The sequence below is a fragment of the Streptomyces sp. EDA2-14 genome, from assembly GCF_054963755.1.
Genome location: NZ_JBUEGE010000002.1, coordinates 486,644 through 513,163 on the forward strand (window position 1 = coordinate 486,644; position 26,520 = coordinate 513,163).

21 protein-coding genes are annotated in these 26,520 nt (G+C 72.8%); 15 read left to right on the forward strand and 6 right to left on the reverse strand.

All coding sequences use genetic code 11. The features are described 5' to 3' along the window. Positions 1-8: 8 nt before the first annotated feature. The 6 genes from ACY34M_RS08610 (at position 9) to ACY34M_RS08635 (ending at position 10,910) form a co-directional block, all read left to right on the forward strand. Positions 9-2,180, forward strand: a complete 2,172-nt coding sequence (locus tag ACY34M_RS08610; RefSeq protein WP_462716197.1) for a protein kinase — start codon at positions 9-11, stop codon at positions 2,178-2,180. Positions 2,181-2,293: 113 nt separating this feature from the next. Then, entirely contained in the window at positions 2,294-3,934 is a 1,641-nt protein-coding gene (locus ACY34M_RS08615) for a serine/threonine-protein kinase (RefSeq protein ID WP_462716603.1), read from the forward strand. 67 nt (positions 3,935-4,001) lie between these two features. Further along, a complete protein-coding gene (locus ACY34M_RS08620) occupies positions 4,002-5,609 on the forward strand; it encodes a serine/threonine-protein kinase (RefSeq protein WP_462716196.1) in 1,608 nt (535 codons plus the stop codon). A gap of 80 nt (positions 5,610-5,689) precedes the next feature. Next, positions 5,690-7,342: a serine/threonine-protein kinase gene (locus ACY34M_RS08625; protein ID WP_462716195.1), complete on the forward strand. Its 1,653-nt coding sequence runs from the start codon at positions 5,690-5,692 to the stop codon at positions 7,340-7,342. Between the two features lie 132 nt (positions 7,343-7,474). Next, positions 7,475-9,100: a succinic semialdehyde dehydrogenase gene (locus tag ACY34M_RS08630; protein WP_462716194.1), complete on the forward strand. Its 1,626-nt coding sequence runs from the start codon at positions 7,475-7,477 to the stop codon at positions 9,098-9,100. Positions 9,101-9,128: 28 nt separating this feature from the next. After that, a complete protein-coding gene (locus tag ACY34M_RS08635; protein WP_462716193.1) occupies positions 9,129-10,910 on the forward strand; it encodes a GMC oxidoreductase in 1,782 nt (593 codons plus the stop codon). Positions 10,911-11,210: 300 nt separating this feature from the next. Here the strand turns inward: ACY34M_RS08635 and ACY34M_RS08640 are convergent, their stop codons facing one another. Next, a complete protein-coding gene (locus ACY34M_RS08640; protein WP_462716192.1) occupies positions 11,211-11,474 on the reverse strand; it encodes a chorismate mutase in 264 nt (87 codons plus the stop codon). A gap of 328 nt (positions 11,475-11,802) precedes the next feature. On the opposite strand from ACY34M_RS08640, the gene guaA reads away from it, so the two are divergent. Beyond that, positions 11,803-13,383 (forward strand): glutamine-hydrolyzing GMP synthase, encoded by a 1,581-nt coding sequence (guaA, locus tag ACY34M_RS08645; protein ID WP_462716191.1) that lies wholly within the window; start codon positions 11,803-11,805, stop codon positions 13,381-13,383. A 63-nt stretch (positions 13,384-13,446) separates the two neighbouring features. Here the strand turns inward: guaA and ACY34M_RS08650 are convergent, their stop codons facing one another. Further along, on the reverse strand, positions 13,447-13,935 hold the full coding sequence (locus ACY34M_RS08650) for a pyridoxamine 5'-phosphate oxidase family protein (RefSeq protein WP_462716190.1): 489 nt from the start codon (positions 13,933-13,935) through the stop codon (positions 13,447-13,449). Between the two features lie 118 nt (positions 13,936-14,053). On the opposite strand from ACY34M_RS08650, the gene ACY34M_RS08655 reads away from it, so the two are divergent. Continuing rightward, positions 14,054-14,845 carry a class II aldolase/adducin family protein gene (locus tag ACY34M_RS08655; protein WP_462716189.1) on the forward strand — a complete coding sequence of 264 codons (792 nt, stop codon included), beginning with the start codon at positions 14,054-14,056 and terminating at the stop codon, positions 14,843-14,845. Between the two features lie 21 nt (positions 14,846-14,866). On the opposite strand, the gene ACY34M_RS08660 is transcribed toward ACY34M_RS08655, so the two are convergent. Next, a complete protein-coding gene (locus ACY34M_RS08660; RefSeq protein WP_462716188.1) occupies positions 14,867-15,727 on the reverse strand; it encodes a DUF4429 domain-containing protein in 861 nt (286 codons plus the stop codon). Between the two features lie 155 nt (positions 15,728-15,882). Here ACY34M_RS08660 and ACY34M_RS08665 point away from each other — a divergent pair, with 155 nt between their 5' ends. Continuing rightward, entirely contained in the window at positions 15,883-17,154 is a 1,272-nt protein-coding gene (locus ACY34M_RS08665; RefSeq protein ID WP_462716187.1) for a hypothetical protein, read from the forward strand. A 91-nt stretch (positions 17,155-17,245) separates the two neighbouring features. Beyond that, positions 17,246-17,770 carry a DoxX family protein gene (locus tag ACY34M_RS08670; RefSeq protein WP_462716186.1) on the forward strand — a complete coding sequence of 175 codons (525 nt, stop codon included), beginning with the start codon at positions 17,246-17,248 and terminating at the stop codon, positions 17,768-17,770. Positions 17,771-17,846: 76 nt separating this feature from the next. Here ACY34M_RS08670 and ACY34M_RS08675 read toward each other — a convergent pair whose 3' ends face one another. Together ACY34M_RS08675 and ACY34M_RS08680 are read right to left on the reverse strand one after the other, a co-directional pair. Next, positions 17,847-18,077: a hypothetical protein gene (locus ACY34M_RS08675; RefSeq protein ID WP_462716185.1), complete on the reverse strand. Its 231-nt coding sequence runs from the start codon at positions 18,075-18,077 to the stop codon at positions 17,847-17,849. Next, positions 18,067-19,362, reverse strand: a complete 1,296-nt coding sequence (locus ACY34M_RS08680; RefSeq protein ID WP_462716184.1) for a PspC domain-containing protein — start codon at positions 19,360-19,362, stop codon at positions 18,067-18,069. Before ACY34M_RS08680 ends, ACY34M_RS08675 begins: the two co-directional genes overlap by 11 nt. Before the next feature lie 178 nt (positions 19,363-19,540). Here ACY34M_RS08680 and ACY34M_RS08685 point away from each other — a divergent pair, with 178 nt between their 5' ends. The 4 genes from ACY34M_RS08685 (at position 19,541) to ACY34M_RS08700 (ending at position 23,043) form a co-directional block, all read left to right on the forward strand. Then, on the forward strand, positions 19,541-20,836 hold the full coding sequence (locus ACY34M_RS08685; RefSeq protein ID WP_462716183.1) for an ATP-binding protein: 1,296 nt from the start codon (positions 19,541-19,543) through the stop codon (positions 20,834-20,836). Beyond that, positions 20,833-21,516, forward strand: coding sequence for a LuxR C-terminal-related transcriptional regulator (locus tag ACY34M_RS08690; RefSeq protein ID WP_462716182.1), 684 nt, complete (start codon positions 20,833-20,835; stop codon positions 21,514-21,516). The genes ACY34M_RS08685 and ACY34M_RS08690 overlap by 4 nt, the downstream gene beginning before the upstream one ends. Positions 21,517-21,580: 64 nt before the next feature. Further along, positions 21,581-22,228, forward strand: coding sequence for a LysE family translocator (locus ACY34M_RS08695; RefSeq protein WP_462716181.1), 648 nt, complete (start codon positions 21,581-21,583; stop codon positions 22,226-22,228). A gap of 134 nt (positions 22,229-22,362) precedes the next feature. Next, complete coding sequence (locus tag ACY34M_RS08700) at positions 22,363-23,043, forward strand: class I SAM-dependent DNA methyltransferase (RefSeq protein WP_462716602.1); 681 nt, start codon at positions 22,363-22,365, stop codon at positions 23,041-23,043. 15 nt (positions 23,044-23,058) lie between these two features. Here ACY34M_RS08700 and ACY34M_RS08705 read toward each other — a convergent pair whose 3' ends face one another. Further along, the gene (locus tag ACY34M_RS08705; protein ID WP_462716180.1) at positions 23,059-24,150 is read right to left on the reverse strand and encodes a PP2C family protein-serine/threonine phosphatase; all 1,092 of its coding nucleotides are present in this window, start codon (positions 24,148-24,150) and stop codon (positions 23,059-23,061) included. Between the two features lie 234 nt (positions 24,151-24,384). Here ACY34M_RS08705 and ACY34M_RS08710 point away from each other — a divergent pair, with 234 nt between their 5' ends. Next, positions 24,385-26,493: an ATP-binding protein gene (locus ACY34M_RS08710; protein WP_462716179.1), complete on the forward strand. Its 2,109-nt coding sequence runs from the start codon at positions 24,385-24,387 to the stop codon at positions 26,491-26,493. Positions 26,494-26,520 lie beyond the last annotated feature (27 nt).

Here is a 26,520-nt window from a genome sequence, read left to right on the forward strand (position 1 = left end):
GAGGCGTCGTGGACGAGTACGCGGGTCGGGTGCTCGCCAACCGGTACCGGCTGCCCGTCCACTCCTACGACGCGTACGAACCCGCGGCCGAGACGCGGGCCTTCGACACCTACAGCGGGCAGGAAGTCCTCGTACGGCAGGTGCCGTTGCCCGAGGTCGTCGAGGCCGAGGTGCTGGACGCCGACGGACTGCCGGAGGGCTTCCGGGCCGGCGGTGACGCGGGGCACGGGGCCGCCGAGCCGTCCGTGGAGCGGGCCGTCGAGGCCGCGCAGGCCGCCGCGAGCATCCCCGACCACCCCCGGCTCGACCAGGTCTTCGACGTGTTCGCCGAGGGCGGCTCGCTGTGGATCGTGAGCGAACTGGTGGCGGCGCGGCCGCTGTCGGCGCTGCTCGCCCGTGGACCGCTGAGCCCCTACCGGGCCGCCGAGGTCGCCTCCGACGTGCTCACCGCGCTGCGGGCGGTGCACGCGCACGGCTGGGTGCACCGGAACATCACCGCGCGCACCGTACTGATCTGCGACGACGGCCGGGTCATGCTGACCGGGCTCGCCCTCGGCGCCGCGGAGGAGGCGCTGTGCGGGTACGACGTGGTGCCGGTTCCTGAGGACGAGGACGAGGACGAGGAGTTCGAGGAGCTCGTCGAGGAGACGGTGCCGGAGGCGGGGGACTACCGGGCCGCCCGGGCCGGGGCGATCGCGGCGTACCGCGCGGGCGCGGTGGCGGACAAGCCCGTGGTGCCGCCCGCCCGTTGGAGCGAGCTCATATCCGGGGACGGCGACGGGTACGAGGACAGGGACGGGTACGAGGACAGGGACGGGTACGACGACGCGGGGATCCGCCCCGCGCCCCGCGCCTCACACGCCGGCGGGGCCGGATTCGGCGGGGCCGTCTCTGCCGAGCGGTCCCGCCAGGTCCGGATGACCGTCGTCGGCCCCGTCACCGAGCGGTGGTCCCCCGAGCAGGCCTACCCGGTGCAGGAGAACTGGCAGTTGGCCGCCCCCGTCGGGCCCGCCACCGATCTGTGGGCCCTCGGCGCGCTGCTGTTCCGCGCCGTGCAGGGACACGCCCCGTACCCGGAGGAGTCGACGCCGGAGCTGGTGCAGATGGTGTGCGCCGAGCCGCCCGCGTTCGCCGAGGAGTGCGGGCCCGTGCGGCCGGTCGTCGAGTCGCTGCTGCGCCAGGACCCCACCGAGCGGCTCGACATCGAGGAACTGCGCGGCTGGCTGCGGTCGTTGGTGCGCTCCGCGCCCGAACCGGAGGCCGGGGCGAACGTCGTCCCCGCGCCCGCCTTCGACGCGGGCCGGCTGCCCGTCGTACGCCGTAGGGGAGAGCTCGTCCGCAGGCGCCGGACGCGGGCTCCGGCCGGCGGGGGGCAGCACGGGCGGCACAAGCGGAGCCGGGCGGTGGAGCGGGTGCCGCGGCCCGCGCGGGCTCCCCAAGCGCGGCGGCCGAGATCGCTCGGGCGCTGGCTGCTGGTGCTGGTCCTGCTCGGGCTCGTGGGCGCGGTCGCGTACGCGATGGTGTTCATGCCGAAGGCGGGCCAGGGCGCAGGGCAGGAGAACGCGGGGGCCGTGCCCTCGACCTCGTCGGACGGCCGGGAGGACGGCCGGGGCGGGGACCAGGACGAGGACCGGGGCGGGTCGTCGCGGGAGCCGTCCGCGCCGGCGAGCTCCCCGGCGGGGGAGCGCAGTTCGAAGCCCTCGTCCACCAAACCGCAGTCCGATGTGGCGCCCGGTTTCGTGCTGCGCAAGGACGCCGCGGGGTTCGAGGTCGCCGTCGCCAAGGGCTGGCAGCGGACGGGGAAGAACGGGCGGGGGCAGGTCGTGTACGCGCACGGCGACTTCCGGCTGATCGTCGTCCCCGGCCGCGACTCCACGGCCAGGTACGGCGAGGACCCGATGAAGTACCAGCGCGAGGACGAGCACGAGCTGCAGCCGTTCCGGGACTCCACCTGGGCCACGTCGAGCGGCATGAAGAGCGTCGACGTCGGCGGACGGGCCATGGCCGAGGGCCAGTTCACCTGGCAGGCCTCCGACGGGCGCGAGATGTACGTGCGCAACCTCGCGATGGTGGTCGGCGGCAAGTACCACGTGGTGCAGGTACGCGGCCCGGAGGCCGAGCGGGACGAGGTCTCGAAGCTGTACCAGCAGGCGTATTCGACGTACCGCTACGGTGATTGAGCGCGCGACAAAGCGTCACAGTGCGGTCTCCGTGGCACCCCGGCTGTTCCGTGTGCGACGACTGATCCCTAGTGTGAACCGGGTCGACACATTAGCGGGGAAACGTGAATCAGATGCAGGGCGAGGTCCTCGCCGGCCGGTATCGGCTCGGTGAATCCATAGGACGCGGCGGCATGGGCCGGGTCTGGCGCGCGCACGACGAGGTGCTGCACCGTACCGTCGCCGTGAAGGAGTTGACGGCTGCCCAATGGGTGGCCGAGGCGGACCGGGCCGTCCTGCTCGCCCGCACCCAGACCGAGGCGCGGGCCGCCGCGCGGATCAACCACCCCGCCGTCGTCACCGTGCACGACGTGCTGGAGCACGACGACCGGCCGTGGATCGTCATGGAGTTGGTCGAGGGCCGCTCGCTCGCCGACGCGGTCAAGGAGGACGGGCGCGTCGCCCCCGCCGAGGCCGCCAGGATCGGCCTGTGGACGCTGCGGGCCCTGCGCGCCGCGCACAACGCCGGAGTGCTGCACCGCGACGTGAAGCCCGGCAACGTGCTGCTCGCCAGCAACGGTCAGGTCAAGCTGACGGACTTCGGCATCGCGCAGGTCGAGGGCGACTCCACCATCACGCGGACCGGCGAGATAGTCGGCTCCGTCGACTATCTCGCGCCCGAGCGGGTGCGCGGCTCCGAGCCGGGGCCCGCCTCCGACCTGTGGGCGCTCGGCGCGACGCTCTACACCGCGGTCGAGGGGCTCTCCCCGTTCCGGCGCACGTCGCCGATCGCCACCATGCAGGCCGTCGTCGAGGACGAGCCGGAGCCCTTGGAGGGCGCCGGGGCGATGGGGCCCGTCATCGGCGCGCTGCTCAGCAAGGACCCGGACGCGCGGCCCGACGCCGACGCCGCGGAGGCGATGCTCGCCGAGGCCGCGGAGGACCGGCGGCCGAACGCGGCGCAGGCGTACGTCCCGACACAGGTGCACGTGCCCGCGCAGCCGACCGCGGCCACGCCGCCGCCGACGCCGATGAGCACGGCGCCCACCACCACCGTGGTGCCCCCGACACCCACCCCCGCGCCCGCGCCCCTTCATCCCACCGTCGTGCCCACGTCCGCCAAGAAGCCGCGCGGCTGGCCGAAGGTGCTCGCCGCCGTCCTGGCCGCGGCCCTCGTCGGCGGCGGAGGCGCGCTCGCCGCCATGTACTACGTCGATCAGCGTGCCGCCGAGAGCAGCAGCACGGCCACGGACCAGGGCTCCGGGGGCAAGGAAGGCTCCGGCGACAAGGACGAGACGGTCCCCAAGGACGGTTCGATCCCCGACAACTGGGTGCGGCGGCACGATGTCGAGGGGTTCAGCCTGATGCTGCCGCCGACCTGGAAGCGGCAGCAGGAGGGCACACAGATCGACTACACGCCCGACGGCGGGCAGCGGTTCCTCCGCATCGCCGTCGACAAGGCCTCCGACTGGCAGGACTCGTACCAGCACCAGTTGGACCTGGAGAAGGGGCTGCGGCCCAAGCTGCCGGACTACCAGCGGGTGTTGCTTCAGTCGAACACGTTCCGGGACCGGCCCGGCTCGCTGTGGGAGTTCACCTGGACCGCGGGGACGCAGGACACGACGTCCGGGCCGCGGCACGCCATCGAACAGACCTACCGGGCGCAGGACGGCACGGAGTACGCCATCTATCTGTCCGTGCCGGCGGCGAACTGGCCCGGCGCGCGCCAGCAGTTCGACGCGATGCTGCGCGGATGGCAGCCCCCGCAGTCCTGATTGATGTGATGTCCCCTGGCCGGAACCGTGCAGTCCCGGTGAACAAGCGTGCGGCATGATGGGGCGCATGGGGACCGAGGGGGACAACGTCCGTGTGATCGCCGGACGTTACCGGCTGGAGGCCAGAATCGGGCGCGGCGGCATGGGCGTCGTCTGGCGGGCCTCCGACACCCTGCTCGGCCGCCAGGTCGCCGTCAAGGAACTCGACATCGACGCGACCCTCTCGGAGGACGAGGCCCAGCAGCAGCGGGAGCGGATGCTGCGCGAGGCGCGGGCCGTGGCCCAGCTCCAGCACCCGAACGTGATCGTCGTGCACGACGTGGTGCTGTACGAGGGACACCCGTACATAGTGATGGACCTGGTCAGCGGCGGCTCGCTCGCCGACCGGATCGCCGGGGAGGGCCCCGTCGAACCCCTGGAGGCCGCCCGGATCGGGCTCGCGCTGCTCGCCGCGCTGCGCGTCGCGCACGACGCGGGCGTGCTGCACCGGGATTTGAAGCCCGCCAACGTCCTGCTGGAGCGGTCGACGGGCCGGGTCGTCCTCACCGACTTCGGGATCGCCCAGGTCGAGGGCGCCTCCACGCTCACCGAGACCGGCGGGTTCGTCGGTTCGCCGGAGTACACGGCGCCGGAGCGGATGCAGGGGGAGCGGGCCGGTGTCGGGGCCGACCTGTGGTCGCTGGGGGCGCTGCTGTGCGCGGCCATGAGCGGTGAATCGCCGTTCCGCCGCGACTCCTTGGGCGGCATCCTGCACGCCGTCGTCTACGAGGAGGTCAGTCCGCCCGACGAGGCCGAGCCGCTGCTCCCGGTGGTCCGCGGGCTGCTGGAGCGGGACCCCGGGCGGCGGCTGAGCCTGGACGAGGCCGAGCGGCTGCTGCGCGCGTACATCGCCACCGGGGCGACGCCGCAGCCCGCGATCCCCATTCCGCTCGTACCGGGGATGCTCTACACGCCGACGCAGCGGAACGTTCCGGCGGCGCGGCGCAGGCGCGTCGTGTCGACCCGGACGCTCCTCGTGGCGGCGGCGCTCGTGGCCGCGGTCGTCGGGGCCGGGATCGCCACCGCGGTGCTGCTGGCCGGCCGGGACGAGAAGTCGCCCACACCGCCGTCCACCTCGGCGCCGACCGCGTCCCGTACGCCGTCCGCCACCCCGTCGTCCTCCGGTTCCGGTTCGCCGACCCCGACCGTCACCGTGACCCGCCAGAAGCCCAGCACGCCGGGTGCCAAGGCCCCGCAGGGCTATCGCACCGTCTCGGACCCCAAGGGGTTCCGGCTCGCCGTGCCCTCCGGGTTCACGCGTTCCGTGGACGGGCCGCGGATCTACTACATGTCGCCCGGCGGGACCTACCGCATCGGCATCAAGCCGGGGCGCACCGAGAGCGGCGGCCCCCGCGCCGTGCAGCGCCGCTCCGCCGCCGAGGGGCCGAGGAGCAATCCGGGGTACCGCGACGCCAGGGTCACCGACACCTCGCACAACGGGCACGCCGCCGCCCTGTGGGAGTTCACGTGGGACGGGTTCAGCCCCGCCGAAGGCGCCCGGCACACCGTCGACCTGTGCTGGGAGGAGGGCGGCCGGATGTACGACGTGTGGGTCTCGGCCCCCGTCGCGGACACGGCCCGGGCGCGCGCCCACTTCGACGCGGCCGTCGACACCTTCGAGGCGACCGGGCGGTAGCCGCAGGGCTCGCATCAGCGCGGTCACAACTCCGTGATCCCAGTGGAACCATCCGTGTCCCGCGCGGTAGTCATGGACCCATGAGTGACAACGGGGGAGCCGCACGCGGCCCGAACGAGCCCACCAGCTTCAGCCTCCAGCCGCCACGGCCCGCGCACGTGCCGCACCCCGGCAACCCGTACGCCGGGCCATTGGCCCCGCCCGCGCAGGTCGCGACCGAGCCGCAGGACCCCGGCGCCGGGCGGCTCGTGGCCGGGCGCTACCGCCTGCTGAGCAAGCTGGGGCACGGCGGCATGGGCACGGTGTGGCGGGCGAAGGACGAGACGGTGGACCGCGAGGTCGCCGTGAAGGAGCCGCGCCTCCCGGACCACCTGCCGGAGCGGGAGCGGGCCAACGCCTTCGAGCGGATGCGCCGCGAGGCCCGCGCCGCCGCCCGGCTCGACCACCCGGCGGTCGTGAACGTGCACGACGTGGCCGTCGAGGACGGACAGCCGTGGATCGTCATGGAGTTCGTGCAGGGCCGCTCGCTCGGCGCGGCGCTCCAGGAGGGCACGCTCGGCGCCCGCGACGCCGCCCGTGTCGGCCTGGAGGTGCTCGGCGCCCTGGAGGCCGCGCACGCCGCGGGGATCCTGCACCGCGACGTGAAGCCGGACAACGTGCTGCTGGGCCGCCACGACCGCGTGATCCTCACCGACTTCGGCATCGCGCAGATCGAGGGCGAGACGAACCTGACCGACACCGGCAACTTCGTCGGCTCGCCCGAATTCATCGCCCCCGAGCGGGTGTTGGGCCAGCGCCCCGGACCGGCCTCCGACCTGTGGTCGCTCGGCGTCGTGCTGTACGCGGCGACCGAGGGCGTGTCCCCGTTCCGCCGCACCAACACGCCCGCGACGCTCCAGTCCGTGCTCAACGCGACGCCCGCCCCGCCCGCCGCGGCGCAGGGCCCGCTGGCCGACGCCATCAACGGGCTGCTGCAGAAGGACCCGGCGCGCCGCCCGAACGCGGTGCAGGTGCGCGCCCTCCTGGAGCAGGCCGCGGAGCCGCCCGCGCAGGCGCCGACCCGGGTCGTGCGGACCGGCTCGGCGCAGGGCGGCCTGCGGCTGGGCCGCAAGGCCCTCCTGGGCATCGGCGCGGGTGTCGTCGTGGCGGCCGTCGCGGCGTACCTGGTCCTCGCGAACCCGTTCGCGGGGCCGCTGCCGGACGGCTGGAAGGAGCACCAGGAGGCGGCGCCGCTGGACGCGAGCGTGGCGGTGCCCGCGTCCTACGTCCGGATCCCCGACGAGGACGACAAGGGCGTCGTCACGTACGAGGACCCCAGCGGTGAGATCGTGGTGAACCTGTCGCGCTGGGACCACAAGGACGAGACGGAGGACATCGCGGGGACGGCCGACGCGGAGGCCTTCAAGGACTCGGACGCCATCAAGGGCGGCACGTTCAGCGGCGGCGCCGGGCTGTCGATGTCCAGTGACACCAAGAGCGACAGCAGAACCGACTCCAACGTCACGTACGAGGAACGCGACGCCGCGCTGAACACGATCACGTACGGCGTGAGCAGCGCCGGCACGGACTTCGAGCAGGACCTGCCGCGGGAGGCGAAGGCCTTCTACTACAAGACGAAGGCGGGGGACATGTACCGGCTGTGGATCGACTACCCCGGCAAGGGGGACTTCACGGAGCGCGGCCGGGAGGTCGCCAAGGGTGCCATCGCGGGCCTGGGGGTCAAGAAGCTCTGAACCGGAGTTCGTTGGCGGCAAAGCCCTGATCAGCGGCTTTGCTGCCAGCGATCACTGGCGCGGTGTGTGTACTCGGTGAAACCTGTTACCGCCGGGTACCAAAAGCGCACGTCCCGACCTACGCTCGCCGGTATGACGCAGTCGCAGGCGATCCCCGAGCACGCAGAGAAGACCCGCACCAACCCGGTCGCGGCCGCCCCCGAGGGCGCCCGCACGGCCGCCGACGTGGTGACGCCCGACCTGATCGCCCGCCTCACGCGGGACGTGGTCGGCTCGGGGCGGACGGCGAACCACACGCCGTTCACCGGCGAGAAGCTCGCCGACCTGCCGGAGTCCACGCCCGAGGACGTCGCAGTCGCGTTCGAGCGGGCCCGCGCCGCCCAGGAGGTGTGGGCGAAGACGCCGGTCCGCAAGCGCGCCGCCGTGCTGCTGCGCTTCCACGACCTGGTGCTCGCCCGCCAGGCCGAGGTGCTCGACCTGATCCAGCTGGAGACCGGCAAGGCCCGGCTGCACGCGCACGAAGAGGTGCAGGCCGTCGCGGTCGCGTCCCGGCACTACGGCCGCAAGGCCCCCGCGTACCTGAAGCCCAAGGGTCACACCGGCGCCGTCCCGACGCTGACCAAGGTCACGGAGCTGCGCCAGCCGCGCGGCGTCGTCGGCCAGATCGCGCCGTGGAATTACCCGCTGGAGCTCTCCGTCGGCGACGCGCTCCCCGCCTTTGTCGCGGGCAACGCCGTCGTCATGAAGCCCGACACGGAGACCTGCCTGACCGCCCTGTGGGCGCGCGACCTGCTGATCGAGGCGGGGCTGCCGTCCGAGGTCTTCCAGGTCGTCCTCGGTGAGGGACCGGTCGTCGGCCCCGAGCTGGTCAAGCACGGCGACTACGTCTCGTTCACCGGCTCCACCCGCACCGGCCGCGAGGTCGCGCAGGGCGCCGCCGCCCGCCTCGTCGGCGTCTCCCTGGAACTGGGCGGCAAGAACCCCATGCTGGTCCTTGAGGACGCCGACGTGGAGAAGGCCGCGGCGGGCGCCGTGCGCGCCTGCTTCTCGTCCGCGGGCCAGCTGTGCATCTCCATCGAGCGGATCTACGTCCACGAGTCGATCGCCGACGAGTTCGTGGCCCGGTTCGCCGCCCGCACCAAGGCGATGCGGCTCGGCCGCTCCCTCGCGTACGGCGCGGAGATGGGCTCGCTCGTCGGGCAGCGGCAGCTGGACACGGTGAAGCGGCACGTCGACGAGGCCGTCGCCAAGGGTGCCACGCTCGTCGCGGGCGGCAACGCGCGCCCCGACATCGGCCCGTACTTCTTCGAGCCGACGATCCTGGACGGCGTCGAGGCCCCGATGGCCGTCTGCGACGAGGAGACCTTCGGCCCGGTCGTGTCCGTCTACCGCTTCAGCGACGAGGACGAGGCGATCGCGCTCGCCAACGCGACGTCGTACGGCCTGAACTCCTCGGTCTGGACGAAGAACGCGAAGCGCGGCCACGAGGTCGCGGCCCGCCTGCGCAGCGGCACCGTGAACATCAACGAGGGCTACGCCCCCGCCTACGGCAGCGTCCAGTCGCCCATGGGCGGCATGAAGGACTCCGGCCTCGGTCGCCGGCACGGCTCCGAGGGCATTCTCAAGTACACCGAGGCGCAGACCGTCGCCCACCAGCGCGTGATGCCGATGGCGCCCTCGTTCGGCATGGACGACGAGGCCTACGCGAAGTTCATGAGCGTGAGCCTGTCGGTGATGAAGAAGTTCCGCCTGAAGTAGCAACAGCCGTTCAAAGGAGAACGCACAAGTGACACAGGACGGCTACGACTACGACGTGGTGATCATCGGATCCGGCTTCGGCGGATCCGTCTCCGCCCTCCGACTCTCCGAGAAGGGGTACAAGGTCGGAGTCCTGGAAGCGGGCCGCCGCTTCACCCCGGACACCCTCCCCAAGAACTCCTGGGACCTGAAGAACTACCTCTGGGCGCCGAAGCTCGGCATGTACGGCATCCAGCGCATCCACCTGCTCGGGAATGTCATGGTCCTGGCAGGCGCGGGCGTCGGCGGCGGTTCGCTGAACTATGCCAACACCCTCTACGTGCCGCCGAAGCCGTTCTTCGACGACCCGCAGTGGGCGCACATCACGGACTGGCAGGACGAGCTGAAGCCGTATTACGACCAGGCTCAGCGCATGCTCGGCGTCCGGCTCAACCCGACGATGAGCCCCGCCGACGTGCACCTGAAGGCGGCGGCCCAGTCGATGGGCATCGGCGACACCTTCCACATGGCCCCGGTCGGCGTCTTCTTCGGCGACGGCGAGGACGCCGACGGCACGGCGAGGGCCAGGCCGGGCGGTCAGGTCGCGGACCCGTACTTCGGCGGCGCGGGCCCCGCCCGCAAGGCGTGCACCGAGTGCGGCGAGTGCATGACGGGCTGCCGCCACGGCGCGAAGAACACCCTCAACGAGAACTACCTGTACCTCGCCGAAAAGGCGGGCGCCGTCGTCCACCCGCTGACCTCGGTCGTCTCGGTGACCGACGACTCGCGCGGCGGCTACGCGGTCGCGACCCTGCCCACGGACGACAAGAAGGCGGCGGGCCGCACCTTCACCGCGCCCAAGGTGATCGTCGCTGCGGGCACGTACGGCACGCAGACCCTGCTGCACCGCATGAAGGCCAACGGACAGCTGCCGCACCTGTCCGAGCGCCTGGGCGAGCTGACCCGCACCAACTCCGAGGCGCTGGTCGGCTCGCAGACCACGAACCGGCGCTACAAGAAGAAGCACGGTGTCGCCAAGGTCGACTTCACCAAGGGCGTCGCGATCACGTCCTCGATCCACCCGGACGAGAACACGCACATCGAGCCGGTCCGCTACGGCAAGGGCTCCAACTCGATGGGCGGCCTGTCCGTCCTCCAGGTCCCGTACGCGGAGGGCTCCTCGCGGGTCGCGGGCTGGCTGGCGAACGTGGTCAAGCACCCGGCCCAGATGGCCCGCTCGCTCTCCAACCGCCGCTGGTCGGAGAAGACCATCATCGGCCTCGTCATGCAGTCCCTCGACAACTCGCTGACCACGTATCTGAAGCCGGACGGCGTCGGAAAGGGCCTGCTCACCGCGCGGCAGGGCCACGGCGCCCCCAACCCCAAGCAGATCAAGGCGGCGAGCGAGGGCGCGTCGGCGATCGCGCGGGAGATCAACGGCTTCGCGGGCTCCAACGTCGGCGAGCTGATGGGCACCCCGCTCACCGCCCACTTCCTGGGCGGCTGTCCGATCGGCGACAGCGCCGAGACCGGCGTGATCGACCCGTACCACCGGGTCTACGGCCACCCCGGCATCTCGGTCGTCGACGGCGCGGCCGTCACCGCCAACCTCGGCGTGAACCCGTCCCTGACGATCACGGCGCAGGCCGAGCGGGCCCTGTCGTACTGGCCGAACAAGGGCGAGGAGGACCAGCGGCCGGAGATCGGTTCGGCGTACCGCAGGCTCACGCCGGTCGAGCCGAAGAACCCGGCGGTGCCCGCCGAGGCCTTCGGCGCGCTGAAGCTGCCGCTGCTGGACATACCGGCGGTGCCGCCGAAGCAGAAGCAGTAGCGGAGAAAAGGGCGGGGAGACGACCCGTCCGGTAGTGCGGAGGCCGGTCGGCCTCGGGCGTCCCCGAGGCCGACCGTTCTCTTGGGTGACCGGGCTGCTGTCCCCTGCCGTCCGGTCACTTGTCTGGAGCGAGGTCCCACGACGTACGGAGTGACCGTGACGTCTCAACGCTCCAGCGGAGCCACGCGTGGTTCGGTTGGCCCGCCCCTGGCTGGCACGGACACCGGGACCAACGAAGCCTGTGCCAACGGGTCACGCGCCGTATGGGTGAGGGTGCAACCGAACTGAGGTGCCCGTCGGTCAGACCCGGCCCCGGCACAGTTCGAGCAGCGTCATCGCGAGCTCGGTGCCGGGCTTGCCGAGGGCGTCCCTGTAGCGCCCGAGCACCTCGTTCTCGCGCGACAGGTTCACCCGGCGCCCGCCGGACGCGATCCGGGCCTCCTGGACGACGGCGGAGACGGCCATGCGTTCCTGGACGAGGCCGATGATCCGGTCGTCGAGCGAGTCGATGCGCTCGCGGGCGCCGGAGATGACGTCGGCGGTGGTGGTCTCGGTGGTGGTCATTCGGGGCTCCTGGTGTGTGGGTCCGCGGAGCCCCCGACCGACAGGACCCGGAAAACGCCAGACGCCCCGGGCCTTGTCGGCCCGGGGCGCCCGGTGAAGTCGCTTGTCAGTGGCTCAAGCAACACGACCATGGCACCCGGCGGGCCGGCTGCCATAGGTAAAGACGAAGGTCGTGAGCGAGAACATGGGAGCGAGTATAGCCACAGGGAGAGCCCCTGCGGCGATTGAGCGGCGGGGTCCGGGGCGGAGCCCCGTGACGCCGACCACAGGTGACGTACCCGGTAGAATCGGCCCCACGACCCCCTGCTACGCCGCCGGAAGGCAACCCGTGTCATCAGCGACTTCCGCTGCCGCCGCCCCCGACACCGTCCTGGTCGTCGACTTCGGTGCGCAGTACGCCCAGCTCATCGCCCGCCGCGTCCGTGAGGCCCGGGTCTACAGCGAGATCGTCCCGAGCACCATGCCGGTCGACGAGATGCTCGCCAAGAACCCGGCGGCGATCATCCTCTCCGGCGGTCCCTCGTCGGTCTACGCGGAGGGCGCCCCGAGCCTGGACCGCGCGATCTTCGAGGCCGGCGTCCCCGTCTTCGGCATGTGCTACGGCTTCCAGCTGATGGCGACGGCCCTCGGCGGCACCGTCGACGACAACGGCGCCCGCGAGTACGGCCGCACCCCGCTGACCGTGTCGAAGGCCGACTCGACGCTCTTCGAGGGCACCCCGGCCGAGCAGCCCGTGTGGATGTCGCACGGCGACGCCTGCTCCGCGGCGCCCGAGGGCTTCACCGTCACCGCGTCCACGGACGTCGTACCGGTCGCCGCCTTCGAGAACGACGCGAAGAAGCTGTACGGGGTCCAGTACCACCCCGAGGTCATGCACTCGACGCACGGCCAGCAGGTCCTGGAGCACTTCCTGTACCGCGGCGCCGGCATCGAGCCGAGCTGGACGACCGGCAGCGTCATCGAGGAGCAGGTCGCCGCGATCCGCGCCCAGGTCGGCGACAAGCGCGCGATCTGCGGTCTGTCCGGCGGCGTGGACTCCGCGGTCGCCGCGGCCCTGGTCCAGAAGGCCATCGGCTCCCAGCTGACCTGCGTGTACGTCGACCACGGCCTGATGCGCAAGGGCGAGACCGAGCAGGTCGAGAAGGACTTCGTGGCCGCGACCGGCGCGAACCTCAAGGTCGTCGACGCCTCCGAGCGCTTCCTGAACGCGCTCGCCGGGGTCTCCGACCCCGAGGAGAAGCGGAAGATCATCGGCCGCGAGTTCATCCGCGTCTTCGAACAGGCCCAGCTGGAGATCCTCCAGGAGGACGGCCCCGAGGTCGCCTACCTCGTGCAGGGCACGCTGTACCCGGACGTCGTCGAGTCCGGCGGCGGCACCGGCACCGCGAACATCAAGTCGCACCACAACGTCGGCGGGCTCCCCGACGACATCGAGTTCGAGCTCGTCGAGCCGCTGCGCCAGCTGTTCAAGGACGAGGTCCGGATGGTCGGCGCCGAGCTGGGCCTGCCGGACGAGATCGTCCAGCGCCAGCCGTTCCCCGGCCCCGGCCTCGGCATCCGCATCGTCGGCGAGGTCACCAAGGACCGCCTCGACCTGCTCCGCGAGGCCGACGCCATCGCCCGCGAGGAGCTGACCACGGCCGGCCTCGACCGGGAGATCTGGCAGTGCCCGGTCGTCCTGCTCGCGGACGTCCGCAGCGTCGGCGTCCAGGGCGACGGCCGCACCTACGGCCACCCGATCGTCCTGCGCCCCGTCTCCTCCGAGGACGCCATGACGGCGGACTGGACGCGGATGCCGTACGACGTGCTCGCGAAGATCTCCACGCGGATCACGAACGAGGTCAAGGACGTCAACCGCGTCGTGCTCGACGTGACGAGCAAGCCGCCGGGCACCATCGAGTGGGAGTAGTCCCCACAGCGGTCCGATGAAGGGCGCCGCACGCCTCACGGTGTGCGGCGCCCTTCACGTGTGTCAGGCCCGCTTCGCCGTCCTGACCGGCTCGCCCGGCGTCCACACCTGCACCACGAGGTACTTGTCGTCCTCGACGAACGTCCTGGTGACCTCGGTCAGTTCGGTGCGGAAGAGGTGGAAGTCGGCCGGGTCGGGGACGGGGACCTGATCGGTGTAGCGGGTGATGCTCGCCGGGTCCTCGACGAGCAGCGCCCGGCCGCTGATCCGCACGTCCCCGCCGTCCATGGTCGTGCCCTCGCCCGGATTGGCCTGCACCGCGAACCGCGGATCGCGCAGCAGATCGCGGGCCTTGAGCGAGCCGGGCATCATGCCGAGCCAGAACTCCCCGTTGAGGAAACGGACTTCGAGGCCGCTGGTGCGCGGCGAACCGTCCTTGCGGAGCGTGGCCAGGACGTGGTGCACATGCCGGCCGAAGCGGTCCTGGACCGTCTTGGCGAGGGCCGGTTCGGCTGCGGTGAAGGTGGCCCAGGTGGCCGCATTCGACGTCATGGAGGGAGTCTCGCCCGGAATCCCGACGTCCTGTGTCCGGTATCCCCGCACGTTTCGCCGCATTCTTTTCACACCTCGGCCCTGTCACCTTGCGGGGCACGGAGGTACCTTCCGCACCATGTCGACGCAGAACCCCGCCCCGATACCGACCGACCAGCTCCACTTCGCGCTGCCGCCGGTGCACGAGACGTACGCAGACGAGCGCAGGCACCGCAAGGAGAGGCTCGCCGGCGCGCTGCGGATCTTCGGGCGGCTCGGGTACGAGGAAGGGGTCTCCGGGCACATCACCGCCCGCGACCCGGAGTACGACGACTGCTACTGGGTCAATCCGTTCGGCGTGCCCTTCAAGCACATCACGGTCGGCGACCTCGTCCTCGCCAACGGGGACGGGCAGGTCGTCGAGGGCCGCCACCACGTCAACCAGGCCGCCTTCACCACGCACGCCGCGGTGCACCGGGCCCGCCCCGAGGTGGTCGCGGTCGCGCACTGCCACTCCACGTACGGCCGCGCCGTGGCCGCCCTCGGTGAGCTGGTCGAGCCGATCACGCAGGAGGCCTGTGCGTTCTACGAGGACCACGCACTGCTCGACGAGTACACGGGCGTCGGCGTGGACCCGGAGGAGGGCAAGCGGATCGCCGTCGCCCTCGGTTCGTACAAGGCGCTCGTGCTGCGCAACCACGGGCTGCTCACGGTGGGCGACACGGTGGACGCGGCGGCCTGGTGGTTCATCGCCCTGGAGCGGGCCTGCGAGGTGCAGCTTGCGGCGCGCGCGGCGGGGCGGCCGGTGCTGATCGACCGGCGGCAGGCGGTGGCGACCCGCGAGCAGACGGGCAGCGACCTCGTGGGCTGGATCAACTACCAGAGCCTGTGGCAGGACATCACGCGCAGCGAGCCGGACCTGCTGGCGTAGCCCTCTTCGCGTGGCGGGTGGTCAGCGGAAGTCGCGCAGCACCACCCGCTTCGTCAGCGCGAACTCCTCGTCCGTGAGCACGTCCTCGCGGTGCAGCTCGCCCAGCTCCCGCAGCCGCCGCAGCAGTACGTCGTGGTCCACCTGGCGCGGCAGCAGCGGGGGAGTGCCGCGGGGCGCGGAGGGGTGCGGGAGGCGGGCCGTGACGGCCGCGGCGACGAGGGCGGTCAGCAGGTCCTTGCGGGAGTTGCCCCACAGGTCGAGGGCGTACGGGTCCTTCTCGGGCGGCAGCTTGGAGTAAGGGGAGCCCTTGGGGACGAAGCGCAGCACCCCGTCCTCGTAACCGGAGTTGGGGACCCACTCCACCTCGTCGAGGTCGTCGAGCGCGATGATGCGGGGGCCGGTCGAGCGCTTCACCCGGTCCGAGGTCTCGCTCCAGTCGATGCGGACGCGGCTGCCGTCGAAGGAGACGAGTCCGTCGCTGGAGCGCACCGAGACCGGCACGGCGGGGCCGGGGACGAGGTACGACTCGGCGGGCCCCGGCGGGAGTTGTTCCAGCAGCAGGGCCTGGCGGATCTCCTCGGCGAGGTACTCGGCGACGCCGGAGCGGTCCGCGTCGACGGTGAGCCGGTAGGGGTCGGCGGTGTCCGGGAGGCGGCCGCCGGTGGCCTGGAGCAGCGGGTCCGCGGCGTCGCGCAGGGTGAGGCGGAGGCGGCCGCGTCTGCGCTCGGGCTCGTAGGCGACGCCGGAGACGGCGGTGAGCGGCACGTCGATCTCGCCGTACGTCTGCCGCAGCAGGGCGACCGAACGGTGCAGACCCGGGGTGATGCGGACCGTGGTCCCGTCGAAGGCCCAGGTTCCGTCACGCTGGATGATCTCGGCCATACGGAAATTCTCGCAGCGACGTCAACAGTTCGGTCAATGCGGGAGAAAGCCATTCACCCTTGAGGGGTGAGCCTGTGCGACGTCACACCCCTGGTGTGCGGCACAATTCCCCCTCAGTGCACGGAAGTTGACCGACGGGTGTGGGGCGGCAGGCAGTGGCGGTGCAGGAAGCGCGGGACGGGCGTACGGCGCACGAGGGCGGATGCGCCTGCGGTGACTGTCCGCGGGGCGCACGCGAGGGGCATCGAAGGGCCGTCGCCCGCTTCGCCGCGAAGCGGGACGAGTTGGCGGCCGGGCAGGGGCTGCCCGCCGCCGTCGCCCACTCGGCCGGGGCGTCACGGCAGTGGATCTCCGACGAACTCACCCAGTCCGCAAGGGCGGTGGCCGACCGCGGCCGCGAGGAGAGCGCGGCCTGGTTCGGGGGACTGTGGCCGCGCACCCTGTACGTGGTGTGGGGCGGCGTCGGTGCGCTGCTGCTCGGCCAGGCGCTCACCGCGATCGGCGGTGGCTGGACCGCCGCCCGCACGGCGGGGTTCGTGGCCGCGCTCGTGACCGGCGGGCTGCTCACCGCGGCCGGAGGTCTGCACCGGCCGCGCGGCGGCGTGCTCGCGCCCGTGATCGGCGAGGACAACCGCCTGTCGACCTCGCGTGCGGTGGCCTGCGGCGTGCTCCTGCCGACGCTGTACGCGGTCCTCGTCCTCGCCGGTGAACTGGCGCTCGCGGCGGACCCCGCACGCCGTGACGCGCTGATCGACGGGCTCGAACTCGCGCGCGCCGCCGGTCTGTTGACGGTGATCGCGGTGGTGTGCGCGGTCGCCGTGCTGGTGCGGCGCGTGGTGGGCGTCCGGGTCGCCGGGCAGCGGCTGCAGAAACTGCGGGCACCGCGCCCGCGCGCCGCCGACCTGCTCACCGACGACGCGGGGCGCGGCAGCTTCACCGACCTCCAGTACGTCGCCGTGGGCGCGGTCGTCGTCGGCTGGGCGGTCGTCCGCCTCGCCCGCCGCCCCGACCGGCTGCCCGACCTGCCCTGGTCCCTCGCGGTGCTGGTGGCCGTGTCCGCGGCGACGTACCTCGTCGGCAAGTACGCGGAGGGCGGCCGCCCGGTGATCCACTCCGTGGTGCGGGCGCGGGAGGCCGGCGACCTGGACGCGCCGATCCGCACCGGCGACGACGTCGAGATCCGCGGCGCCGGGTTCGTGCCGCCCGGCGCGGGCACCGTCGACCAGCTCGCGCGGGTCGCCGTGCGCATCGGCCCGGTCCACGTCCATGTGCCGCTCGTCCCGGTCCCCGGCGGCTTCACCAACCCGACCGACGCACTGCTCACCGTGCCCGTACCGGTGGACGTGGAGCCCGGCCGGGTCGAGGTGCAGGTGATCACGGCGGCGGGTGTCGAGACGAACCGGTGCGGCATCGACGTCGTCGACTGAGGCGGCCGAACGGCTCTGGTGCTGAGCCGTGGCGGGTTGCCGTACGTATGGTCGGGTAAAGACACCAGGCGCGAGAGGCGGCGGAACGGCCATGACGCACAGCATGCGATCCGACCGGACCACGGACTACGGCCGGCCACCCGGCGACTGGCGCGCCACCGCGCAGCGGTACGCCCTGGTGCCGCTGCGCATCTTCCTCGGCATCACGTTCATCTACGCGGGACTCGACAAGCTCACCGACAGCGCGTTCTTCCGGTCCGGCGGGGCCGGTTCGATCGGCGAGCAGATGCGGGGCGTGCGGGACACCTCCGCGATCCCCGAACTCGTCGACCTCGCCCTGAAGTCCCCGGCCGGATTCGGCTACGCGATCGCCTTCGGCGAGCTGGCCGTCGGCATCGGCACGCTCCTCGGCGTCCTCGCGCGGCTCGCGGCGGTCGGCGGTGCGCTGATCTCGCTGAGCCTGTGGCTGACGGTGAGCTGGGCGACGGAGCCGTACTACCTGGGGAACGATCTGGCGTATCTGATGGCGTGGTTGCCGTTGGTGCTGGCGGGGGCGGCGGTGTGGTCGGTCGATGCGTGGTGGCGGGGGCGGGGGCTCAGGGCGTCCGAGTTTTGAGGCGGATGGTGTTGCGGCGGGTGGTCGTGCGGCGGATGGTGTTGCGGTCGCGGGGCGCTGCCCCGGACCCCGCTGCTCAATCGCCGCAGGGGCTTGAATTGCCCGGGCTTGATTTGCCCGGGCTCGACGTCACCAGCCGCCGCACCATGCCGACGAGCGCCGCCAGGCACAGGCCGCCGCACACCAGCGGGATCCCCACGAACCACGGGACGTGCCACGCGCCCCCGGCGTCGCCGAAGTAGACGACCGCCGTCGTCATCAGGACCAGGCCCGCGACCAGCCGGCCCGGGTGGAATTCACGCCGCACGGTCCACCTCCACCTGTCCGAGGCCCACTTCGACGCGCAGCTCGATCGTGCCGGAGGCCTTGTCGTTCTTGCCGCCCGCCGGGGCGAGCGTGACGGTCTGCTTCTGGTCCGGGCGGACGTCCACGTCGCGGGACGGGTCGCCGGGGAGGGTGATGTCCCCGACGCCGACCTCCGCGCGCAGCCGCACCGTACCGTTCTCGGGCAGCACGATCCGCGCCTTGCCCGCACCCACCTCGACCCGCGTGGTCAGGGTCTTCCCGTCTCCCACCGACACCTTCGACAGGTCGAGCGTGCCGACGCCCGAGCCCAGTTCGTAGCGCGGCCGCAGATCCGCCGCGCGCGCCGGGGACCAGTCGGTGCGGGCCCACTGCGTGCTGATGTTCGCGGGCAGCGCGGCGGACGCCGTCAGCAGCCCCGCCGTGATCAGCGCGAGGAAGATCGAGCCGACGCCGGTGCGGCCGCGGAAGCAGCTCACCGCGATGCCCAGGCCGAACACGGCGAGCGCGCAGGCGAGTCCGGTCTGCACGCTGGCGGCGAAGGTGCGCTCGTCCCACGTCGCGGCGGTGCCGATGCCCCCGGCGATCAGCGCGCCGAGGAAGGTGAGCCCGCCGATGCCGCGCGGCCCCCGCGGCCGGGGCGGGGCGGCCTTCCCCGCCGCTCCGGGACCGCGCCGCGCCGCCTGCTCCCCCTCGGCGTCGGGCGGGCCCCACAGGTAGCCGGTGCCGCCCACGTGCGTGCCGTCCTTGACGATCGGGTCGCGCCACCACGACGGCGCGTGCCCGACCGGCGGCGCCTGCGCCTCCGGCGGCGCGTCCGCGACGGCCTGGGCGGCCACGGGGTCGGGGGCGGCGGTGCGCCGCGCCTGCGACCAGTAGCCGGCCCCCGCGAGCAGCAGGGCGAGCACGACGGCGAAGGTCAGCGCGCCGCCGTTGTTGAGCATGGAGAGGAACACGCCGCAGCCGACGAGCGCCGTGACGATCGCGGCCAGACCGGGCCCGTCCACCCGCCCCGTGAGGAGCTTGCGGAACTCGTTCTCGTCCTCGTCGTCGTACGGGGCGAACAGCCACGCGAAGCCGTAGAAGATCAGCCCGACGCCGCCGGTCACCGAGAGGACCGCGAGGCCGATGCGGAAGATCACCGGGTCCATGTCGCAGTGCCGGCCGAGCCCCGCGCACACGCCGCCCAGCGTCTTGTACCGCCGGTCCCTGCGGAAGCCGCGCAGCGGCTTGGCCGGGGGCGGTTCGGGCGGCACGGTGTCCGTGGCGTTCGGGGGCTGCTCCGTCATACGTCCATCGTGACGGCCGGGGCCCGTCCGCGGCAGTCGGGACAACCCTGGCCGAACCCTGAGATCACCCCTGAGGCCCCCGCGCCGCCCCCGGCGACGGCGCCGGGCGCGAAGATCAGGGAAGTATCCGGGGCCGACCCTGATGCCCGTCCCCCCACCGCATGTGACGATCGGTGGCATGCCGGAAGCAGCGCCCGCCCCTCTCGCCGAGAACCGAGACGACCCGCGGCCGCCGCGCAAGCTCTACCGCAGCAGCGACGGACGCTGGCTCGGCGGAGTGGCGCGGGGCCTCGCGGGGCACCTCGGGCTGCCGGTGATCTGGGTGCGCCTGGTCTTCGTGGGCCTGTTCATGGCGGACGGGCTCGGGGCGCTGCTGTACGCGGCGTTCTGGTTCTTCGTGCCGCTGGGCGTCGGCGGCGTGGGCGCCGACCGGCCGCCCGTCCTCAGCACGGAGACGTCCCCCGACGGCCGCCGCAGGCTGGTGACGCGCAGGCCGGACAAGGGCCAGATCCTCGCCCTGCTCCTGATGGTCGTCGTAGCGATGATCTTCGTGGAGAACGTGAACCTCACGCGGAACACGAAGACGTACGTCATCCCCGTCGTCCTCGTCGGCGCCGGTGTCGCCCTGGTGTGGCGGCAGGCCGACAACGCGCGCCGGGCCCGCTGGATGGAGGTCGGCCGCCGCAGGCGCACGCTGAGCCTGGCCCGCGCGGCCTCCGGGGTGCTGCTCGTCGGCGTCGGTGTCACCGGCATCTTCGTCACGCAGGGCGCCACCGAGCACCTCGGCCCGATCCTCCAGGCGGCGCTCGCCGTCCTCGTCGGCATCGCGCTCCTCGCGGGCCCCTATCTGATCCGCATGACGCAGGACCTCTCCGAGGAGCGCCTGATGCGCATCCGCGCGCAGGAGCGGGCGGAGGTCGCGGCCCATGTGCACGACTCGGTCCTGCACACCCTCACCCTGATCCAGCGCAACGCGGACAGCCCCGCCGAGGTGCGCCGCCTCGCCCGCGCCCAGGAACGCGACCTGCGCGCGTGGCTCTACAAACCGGCCGCCGCGGAGAACCCGCAGGAACCGGAGACGGTGGCGGAGGCCGTGAAGCGGGGCGCGGCCGAGGTCGAGGACAAGCACGGCGTCCCGCTGGAGGTCGTCGTGGTGGGCGACTGCCCGCTGGACGAGAAGCTGTCCGCGCAGATGCAGGCCGCGAGGGAAGCGATGGTGAACGCCGCCAAGTACGGTGGCGAGGGCGGCGCCGTCCAGGTGTTCGCGGAAGTCGAGGGCGACGAGGTCTTCGTCTCCGTACGCGACCGCGGCCCCGGTTTCGACCTCGACTCCATCCCGCCCGACCGCATGGGCGTAAGAGAATCGATCATCGGCCGGATGGAGCGCAACGGCGGGACGGCCCGGCTGCGGGCGGTGCCGGACGGCGGCACGGAGGTCGAACTGACCATGAAGAGGGCGGAAGGGACGTCATGACCGACGAGGCAGCTCAGACGCGACGGGTACGGGTGGTCCTGGTCGACGACCACCGGATGTTCCGCACCGGTGTCCAGGCGGAGATCGGCCGCACCGAGGAGACGGGCGTCGAGGTGGTCGGCGAGGCCGCCGACGTCGACCAGGCGATCACGGTGATCACGGCGACGCGGCCCGAGGTGGTCCTCCTCGACGTGCACCTGCCCGGCGGCGGAGGCGTCGAAGTGCTGCGCCGCAGCGCCCAGATGATGGCCGACGCCGAGAACCCGGTGCGCTTCCTCGCCCTGTCGGTCTCGGACGCGGCGGAGGACGTGATCGGTGTGATCCGTGGCGGCGCCCGCGGCTACGTCACGAAGACGATCACCGGCACGGACCTCGTCGACTCGATCTTCCGCGTCCAGGAGGGCGACGCGGTGTTCTCGCCGCGCCTCGCCGGCTTCGTCCTCGACGCCTTCGCCTCGACGGACGCGCCCCCGGTGGACGAGGACCTGGACCGCCTCACGCAGCGCGAGCGCGAGGTGCTGCGCCTCATCGCGCGCGGTTACGCGTACAAGGAGATCGCCAAGCAGCTGTTCATCTCGGTGAAGACGGTGGAGTCGCACGTCTCGGCGGTGCTGCGCAAGCTCCAGCTCTCCAACCGGCACGAGCTGACCCGGTGGGCGACGGCGCGACGGCTGGTCTGAGACCCGGTCGGCCGGTCGGAAAACCGCTTGGGCGGACGGCGTCGCGCATGCCTCAATGGACGCCATGATGTCCGCCGACCGACTCCTCGCCTTCGCGGCGATGTCCTTCCTGCTGATCGTCGTCCCCGGACCGAGCGTCATCTTCGTCGTCGGCCGCGCCCTCGCGCAGGGCCGCCGCGCGGCGCTGACGACGGTCGCGGGAAACACGCTCGGGGCGTACGTCCTCGTGATCGCCGTCGCCCTCGGCATCGGCTCGCTCGTCGAACGCTCGGTGGCCGTCTTCATGACGCTGAAGCTGGTGGGCGCGGCGTATCTGGTCTACCTGGGCGTCAAGGCGTTCCGTCAACGGCGTTCGCTGCGCGCCGTGTTCGAGGAGGAGCGGGGCGAGGCGGGCCGCGGGGGCACCCTGCGCACGCTCTGGGAGGGCTTCGCGGTCGGCGTGGCCAACCCCAAGACGATCATCTTCTTCGCGGCGGTGCTGCCCCAGTTCGTCGACCGGGAGGCCGGGCACACGGTGCTCCAAATGCTGCTCCTCGGCCTGGTGTTCAACGTCATCGCGATCGCCTCCGACAGCCTGTGGGGCCTGGCCGCGTCCACGGCCCGCACCTGGTTCGCCCGCTCCCCGCGCCGCCTCGCGGCGGTCGGCGGCACGGGCGGCCTCGCGATGGTGGGCCTGGGCGTGACGGTGGCGCTCACGGGGCGGGCGGACTGACGCCGGGCGGCGACGCCCTCGCGGACCACGGCGGACCACACCCGACCAGGAGGCCGAGCCACGTGACGACAGACGACCCCGACGGCTACTTCCCGCAGGCCATTGCCGCCGGGTACGACAAGCCCGGCGACCCCATGTTCAGCGCCGAGGTCCTCGACCCCACGGTCGACTTCCTCGCCGGACTCGCGGGCGACGGGGCCGCGCTGGAGTTCGCGATCGGCACCGGCCGGGTCGCCCTGCCGCTCGCCGGGCGCGGCGTCGAGGTGCACGGCATCGACCTGTCGCGGGCGATGGTGGAGCGGCTGCGCGCCAAGCCGGGCGGCGCCGACATCCCGGTCACGATCGGTGACGTCGCCACGGCCACCGCCGCCCGCACCGACTTCACCCTCGCGTACCTCGTCTTCAACACCATCGGCAATCTGACCACGCAGGACGCCCAGGTCGACTGCTTCCGCAACGCCGCCGCTCATCTCGCCCCCGGTGGCCGCTTCGTCATCGAGGTCGGCATGCCGGACCTGCGGCGGCTGCCGTACGGGCAGGACGCCGTGCCGTTCGAAGTGACCGACACCCGCTGGGCGTTCGACCGCTACGACGTGGCGACGCAGGCCATGAGCTCCAACTACGTGGACGTGGACCCGACGACGGGCGAGGCCTCGTACTGGACCATCCCCTTCCGCTACGTCTGGCCCGCCGAGCTCGATCTGATGGCGCGGATCGCGGGGCTGCGGCCGAGCGAGCGGTGGGCCGGGTGGACCAGGGAGCCGTTCACGAGCGAGAGCCGCGGCCACGTGTCCGTGTGGGAGAAGCCCGCCTGAGCCCCGGACCGGCCCTCAGCGGGCGGCGGGCGAAGGCGTCGGCGCACCGGCCGTCGGCCCGCACACGATGAGGGCCACGTCGTCGACCGGCGGGCCGCCCGTGTGCGTGGTCACCATGTCGTACAGGGTGTCCAGGGCGTCGGAGCAGGAGGGCGCGGCCAGTGCGGCGCCGACCCGGTCCAGCAGCGGGAAGTCGGTGCCGTGCGCGTCGCGGGCCTCGCTCAGGCCGTCGGTGTAGAACAGCAGCCGGTCCTCGGGCTGAAGGTAGGCGCGGTGCGGCCGGGGCTGCGGGTGCAGTCCCAAGGGCGTGGCGGGCTCCGGGGGTTCGAGCAGCCTGGTCCGCCTGCCGACGCGAACCGGCGCCGGATGGCCGCAGTTGACGATACGGACCTCGCCGGGGGAGAACTCCGCGAGCACGGCGGTGACGAAGTCCTCGGGCCCCAGGGTCGGGCAGAGCCGGGCGTCCATGGCCCGGGCCAGATCGGCGAGGCCGGGGGTGAGATAGGCCAGGTCGCGGAAGGCCCGGATGGTCGCCACGGTGGTGCCGAGGGCGGTCAGGTTGTGGCCGCGCACGTCCCCGATGAGCAGCCGTGTCCCGTACGGGGTGGAGACGATGTCGTACAGGTCGCCACCGACGGAGGCCCCCGCCACGGGGGAGTGGTGCCGGGTGCAGACGTCGACACCGCCGAGCTGCGCGGCCACCGGGCGCAGGATCGCCTTCTGCGACAGGCGGGCCACGTCGGTGGCGTGGGCCAGCGCGTCGGCGGTGGCCGTGCGCAGGGCCGCACCGCGCACGGCGAGCACACTGCCCACCGCCAGGATCAGCACATCCACCGCGAACGCCGGATCCCTCAGGGGGCTGTGCGCGGCGCTCGCCGCGACGGCGAGCAGCAGCGACCAGACGGCGGCCGCCGCCGTGCGCCGCGCGTTCACTTGGAGGCAGGCCAGCAGGGGCCCGATCAGCAGGGCGGCCGCTCCCGGTGACGTACTGTTGCCGACCGCGTCGAGCGCGGCGACGAGCGTGCTCGCCGCCAGCGCCGGGAGCAGTCGGCCCTGCCCGGCCCGGGGGAGCGCCCGCTCCCTCCGCGACCACCTGCGGACAGCCATGGGTCCGTGCCTCCCCTGCGCTGCGACGACGGAAAGCAACCATGCCCGAGCACCTATGCGGCCTGGGCAGTCCGATCGAATCCGTTCGGTAGATGTCCGGGAGGGGCCGGGTGCTACGGCCATGTGAGCGCCCTTCTGGAAGAACCGGGCAGCTGCTGGCATCGCGGGGTCGACACGGCACCGGCGCGGCAGACTCACGCACACGCGGTGGAGCACCCGGATGGGGGGAGTGCCATGGGACGGACCCCGCAGGGCTGGAGTTCCGGACAGGGCGGAAGCGCGGGCAACCTGCTGCCCGAGACGACGAGCTTCGTCGGCCGGGAGAGCGAACTGGTCGCTCTGGCACAGCTGGTGGCGGAGGAGCGGCTGGTGACCCTGACCGGGGTGGGCGGTGTGGGGAAGACCCGCCTGGCCCGCCGCGCGAGCGCCGAGGCCCGGGCCGCGTTCCCGGACGGCGTGTGGCTCGTCGAGCTGTCCCCGCTCGCGGAGGAGACCTCGATCCCGCTCGCCGTGTACGAGGCACTCGGCCTCGCCGACCAGACCCACCGGCCCGCCGTCGAGGTGGTGGCCGACTGGCTGGCCGACAAGCGGCTCCTGCTGATCCTGGACTGCTGCGAGCATCTGGCGTCCGCGAGCGCGGAGTTGGCCTGCACGCTGCTGGCCGCGGCCCCCGGCGTGCACATCCTGGCCACCAGCCGCTGCCCCCTCAAGGCGCCGCGCGAGCACACGCTGACGGTGTCGCCGCTGCCCGTCACCGCGGCGCACCCGGACGACGGGGCGGCGCCCGCCGACGCGGCGGTGCTGTTCATGGAGCGCGCGGCCCCGGTCGCGCGCCAGGCGATCAGCGCGGCCGGGGACGGCGCGGTGGTCGCCGAGATCTGCGCGTGCCTCGAAGGCATTCCGCTCGCGATCGAACTGGCCGCGGCCCGGTTGCAGGAGATGTCCCTGCACGAGCTCGGCGGGCGGCTGAACGCCCGCTTCGAGACGCTCACCACCGACCGCTCCCCGAGCGGCGCGGACGAACCCCGGCACCAGACGCTGCGCACGGCGATCGGCTGGAGCCACGAACTCTGCACCCAGCAGGAGCGGCTCGCCTGGGCCCGACTCTCGGTGTTCGCCGACGGGTTCGAGCAGGAGGCGGCCGAATGGGTCTGCTGCGGCGGCCCGTTGACCAGTTACCGCGTGGCGGGTCTGCTGCACTCGCTGACGGACAAGTCGGTGCTGCAGCGCACCGAGACGCCCCGCGGACCGCGCTTCGCGATGCTGGACACGATCCGCGAGTTCGGCCAGGAGTGGCTGGCCGCGCTCGGCGAGGAGTCGCGCCTGTCGGAGCGGCACGGGCGCTACTACCGCTGGCTGGCCCGCGCCGGCCGCAACGAGTGGCTGAGCCCCCGGCAGCTCGCGTGGTACGAGCGCTCCGTCGCCGAACACGCCAATCTGCGCAAGGCGCTGGAGCGCTGCGTCACGGAGAAGGACCCGCGCCCGGCCCTGGAGATGGCGGGGGACCTGTGGTTCTTCTGGTTCTGCTGCGGCTTCCAGCGCGAGGGCCGCCACTACCTGGAACTGGCCCTGGCCAAGGAACCGGCCCCGCCTGCGGGGCCCGAGCGGTTCTGGGCGCTGTGGGCCCTGGGGACCGTCGCCGTCGTGCAGGGCGACCAGCCGGTGGCCACGGAGGCGGGCGCCACGTGTGCGGCCATGCTGGACGCGCTGGACGGCAGGGCGGCGCCGGCCGCCGTGCGCTACCTCCAGGGGACCCGGCTGGCGCTCGCGGGCCGCCCGGGCCAGGCCGTTCCGCTCTTCGGCGGGATGGACGACCTGCCCCCGCACGGCAGGTCCCTCACCGTCCGGCTTGTGACCGCCGCAGCGCTGGCCTTCTCCCATCTCCACCTGGGCGAGTTCACCCGGGCCGCGTACCTTGCCGCCGCTCTGCTCGACGAGTGCGAGGGCCGCGGCGAGCTGTGGCTGCGCGGGATCGCCCACTATCTGCTGGCCGGCGCAGCGCAGGGCACGGGCGACCCGGCCGCCGTGGTCCGGCACGCCCGCGAAGCGCTCAGCATCAGGCGCCGGTTGAACGAGCCGCTGGGGAACGCTCTGGCCCTCGACACGCTGGCCTCGGTGCTGACCGACGCCGAGCAGGCGGCCCGGCTGCTCGGCATAGCCGACGCCCTGTGGCGCTCCATCGGCGGGCAGCGTCTGGCGCATCCGGTGCTCGTCGCGGCCCGTGCGGAGCGCGAGCGGCAACTGCGCGCGAGCCTCGGCGACGCGGAGTACGAGGCCGCCCACCGCAAGGGCCTGGAGACCGGCACCGACGAGGGCATCGACTACGCGCTGCGCCTGGAGTGAGCGCCGTCGGACGGAGCGGACGGAGCG

Excerpts from the sequence above, each read along its gene's own strand:
- ACY34M_RS08615 (WP_462716603.1), top strand. The coding sequence starts at position 2,294 with ATGCAGGGCGAGGTCCTCGCCGGCCGGTATCGGCTCGGTGAATCCATA.
- ACY34M_RS08620 (WP_462716196.1), top strand. The coding sequence starts at position 4,002 with ATGGGGACCGAGGGGGACAACGTCCGTGTGATCGCCGGACGTTACCGG.
- ACY34M_RS08625 (WP_462716195.1), top strand. The coding sequence starts at position 5,690 with ATGAGTGACAACGGGGGAGCCGCACGCGGCCCGAACGAGCCCACCAGC.
- ACY34M_RS08630 (WP_462716194.1), top strand. The coding sequence starts at position 7,475 with ATGACGCAGTCGCAGGCGATCCCCGAGCACGCAGAGAAGACCCGCACC.
- ACY34M_RS08640 (WP_462716192.1), bottom strand. The coding sequence starts at position 11,474 with ATGACCACCACCGAGACCACCACCGCCGACGTCATCTCCGGCGCCCGC.
- ACY34M_RS08650 (WP_462716190.1), bottom strand. The coding sequence starts at position 13,935 with ATGACGTCGAATGCGGCCACCTGGGCCACCTTCACCGCAGCCGAACCG.
- ACY34M_RS08655 (WP_462716189.1), top strand. The coding sequence starts at position 14,054 with ATGTCGACGCAGAACCCCGCCCCGATACCGACCGACCAGCTCCACTTC.
- ACY34M_RS08660 (WP_462716188.1), bottom strand. The coding sequence starts at position 15,727 with ATGGCCGAGATCATCCAGCGTGACGGAACCTGGGCCTTCGACGGGACC.
- ACY34M_RS08670 (WP_462716186.1), top strand. The coding sequence starts at position 17,246 with ATGACGCACAGCATGCGATCCGACCGGACCACGGACTACGGCCGGCCA.
- ACY34M_RS08680 (WP_462716184.1), bottom strand. The coding sequence starts at position 19,362 with ATGACGGAGCAGCCCCCGAACGCCACGGACACCGTGCCGCCCGAACCG.
- ACY34M_RS08685 (WP_462716183.1), top strand. The coding sequence starts at position 19,541 with ATGCCGGAAGCAGCGCCCGCCCCTCTCGCCGAGAACCGAGACGACCCG.
- ACY34M_RS08690 (WP_462716182.1), top strand. The coding sequence starts at position 20,833 with ATGACCGACGAGGCAGCTCAGACGCGACGGGTACGGGTGGTCCTGGTC.
- ACY34M_RS08695 (WP_462716181.1), top strand. The coding sequence starts at position 21,581 with ATGATGTCCGCCGACCGACTCCTCGCCTTCGCGGCGATGTCCTTCCTG.
- ACY34M_RS08700 (WP_462716602.1), top strand. The coding sequence starts at position 22,363 with ATGTTCAGCGCCGAGGTCCTCGACCCCACGGTCGACTTCCTCGCCGGA.
- ACY34M_RS08705 (WP_462716180.1), bottom strand. The coding sequence starts at position 24,150 with ATGGCTGTCCGCAGGTGGTCGCGGAGGGAGCGGGCGCTCCCCCGGGCC.
- ACY34M_RS08710 (WP_462716179.1), top strand. The coding sequence starts at position 24,385 with ATGGGACGGACCCCGCAGGGCTGGAGTTCCGGACAGGGCGGAAGCGCG.